Annotated in this window: 2 protein-coding genes; both read left to right on the forward strand. The window is 68.4% G+C overall.

Annotation, left to right across the window (positions count from 1 at the left end; genetic code table 11):
- Nucleotides 1-33 precede the first annotated feature (33 nt).
- Nucleotides 34-573 carry an HAD domain-containing protein gene (locus ACYVOM_RS41070; protein WP_460309057.1) on the forward strand — a complete coding sequence of 180 codons (540 nt, stop codon included), beginning with the start codon at nucleotides 34-36 and terminating at the stop codon, nucleotides 571-573.
- An 84-nt stretch (nucleotides 574-657) separates the two neighbouring features.
- On the forward strand, nucleotides 658-2,541 hold a 1,884-nt coding region (locus ACYVOM_RS41075), incomplete at its 3' end, for an ISL3 family transposase (protein ID WP_460309056.1).

The following is a 2,541-nucleotide window of genomic DNA, read 5'->3' on the forward strand; positions in this document are numbered from 1 at the left end:
TGCTCATGGGTTGCGAGGGGCTATCGTGCGGCCGTGACAGGTTCCGCGCAGCTTCCGTTGCTGTTTCTCGATGTCGATGGGCCGCTCATTCCGTTCGGGGCAGCGCAGCAGTACCCGACCTTTGAGACGGGTCATCCCGAGCCTGAAGGGGCCAGTTCTCATCCGCTCCTTGCCAGGATCGATCCCGAGCACGGGCGCAGGTTGAAGGCTCTGCCGTGCGAGCTGGTGTGGGCCACGACCTGGATGGATGATGCGAACCAGTGCATCTGTCCGCGCATTGACCTCCCGCAGTTGGCCGTCGTGGTCTGGCCAGAGCCTTCCGACGTCGATGAGGAGGACGAACGCATGGGGCTGCACTGGAAGACCCGGGCCCTCGTCGATTGGGCCGCGGGACGCCCGTTTGCCTGGGTCGACGACGAGATCACCGACGCTGACCGGGCTTGGGTCTCGAGTCACCATCCGGGCCAAGCGATGCTCTATCGGGTCGATGCTCGCCGCGGCCTGGCCGAGAGTGACTTTGTTGTTCTGGACGAGTGGTTGCGCAGGGCTCACGGCATGCTCGCGAACTCATAACACGCCGCTCATGGGCGCGGCCGTTCCGTCACGATCTGGATCGCCACGATCTGATCATGCCGAAACGGCCGCGAAGGAACCATTGTGCTGCAGGCGCTGTCTGACGACCGGGTCCGCCTGGTGACCATGCTGTTCCCACAGCTGGGCGGCCTGGAGGTGGAACAGATCGAGGATCTCGGCGACGACGGCGTCCGGGTCCTTGCACGCACCGGCACCGGAACGGCGTTGTGCCACGGCTGCGGAGCGGGCTCAGCGCGTGTTCACGACCGGTACCGGCGGCGCCTGCATGACCTGTCGTGCGCCGGGAGACCGGTCCTGATCGAACTGCAGGTCCGCCGGTTCCGCTGCGGCAACCGGTCCTGCCCGGTCGCGACGTTCGCCGAACAAGTCGAGGGCGTGACCCAGCGGCGGCAGCGCCGGACTCCGGGACTGCGCCGCACCTTGGAGCGGGTCGCACTGGCACTGGCCGGACGAGCCGGCGCACGCCTGGCCTCGGCCCTGGGAATGAGGGTGTCGCGGTGCACGCTGCTCAGGTTGATCCGCGCCCTGCCCGACCCCGAGATCGGGCAGGTCACCGTCCTGGGGGTGGACGAATTCGCCAAACGCAAGGGGCAGAGCTACGCCACCATCCTGGTCGACCTGGACTCCCACCGGCCGATCGACGTCCTGGACGGGCGAGAGGCCCAGGTCCTGGCCGACTGGTTGACCGCCCATCCAGGGGTGGAGACCGTGTGCCGCGACCGCGCCGGCGGGTATGCCGAAGGCACCCGCCAGGGAGCACCCGACGCCCGCCAATGCGCTGATCGCTGGCACCTGTTCCAGAATCTGTGCACGGTGGTCGACAAGACGATCCGCGTCTACCGTGCTGACCTGCGGGAACCCGTTCCCGCCCCAGCCGAAGACGACCAGGAACACGCAGTGGCCGAGCCGTTGACCGAGATCGCGAGCACCGGAGCCACCCCGGACCGCCAGGACGTCCACGCCGCGCGGCGCGCGGCCGAGGAGCTGCTGCCCGACGAGCCCGAGACCGCACGGTTGCAGGACTTCCTCCCCTACCTGCGCCAGCGCGTCCTGGACAGCGGTTGCGTCGACGCCGCCCGCCTGTTCCAAGAACTCCGGGCTCACGGCTACTCCGGCGGCGCCCGGACCGTCCGCCGCGCCATCGAACCGCTCCGCGCCGAGGTCGCCCGCCGCGAGCTGCCGGTAGTGCCGCAGCCCGCCCGGAAGACCCCGATCGTCGATCGCACCCGTGACCGGCACGCCGAGATCCACCGGCTCCTCGCCGAGGGCTACAACCAGATGCAGATCGCCCAGATCACCGGCCTCAACGACAAGACCATCCGCAAGTTCCAGCGCGCCGCCACCGCTGACGAGCTGCTGTTCGGCGAAGGACGCAGCCAGCGCCGCCACTTCGAGTCCTTCATTCCCCACCTGCGCAGACGCGTCATGGAAGACGGATGCGGCAACGCCGCCGAACTCTTCGACGAGCTCCGCGAACAGGGATACCGAGGCAGCGTCCGCACCATCCGCCGCTACGTCGCCCCGCTCCGCACCGGCCTCGGCACCCCCGACCTGCCGCCCCCACCGCCATCGGTCCGCGACGTCCGGCGATGGATCACCAGCGACCCTGACCACCTCACCGACGACGATAAAGACCAGCTTGCCGCCGTCCTGGACCGCAGCCCCGCCCTGGCCGTCCTCGACCAGCACGTCACCACGTTCGCCAAAATGCTCATCCACCGCACCGGACAGCGCGACCTCGGCCCCTGGCTGACCGGCGTCGACACCGAGACCACTGACCTGCCCCACCTGCGGTCCTTCGCCTCGGGACTGCGCCGCGATCACGCCGCCGTCCTCAATGGCTTGTCCCTGCCCTACTCATCTGGCGCTGTAGAGGGCGAAAACTGCAAGGTCAAACACCTGAAGAGAATGATGTTCGGTCGCGCCAACCTCGACCTTCTCCGAGCC

Source organism: Actinocorallia aurea (assembly GCF_054783995.1).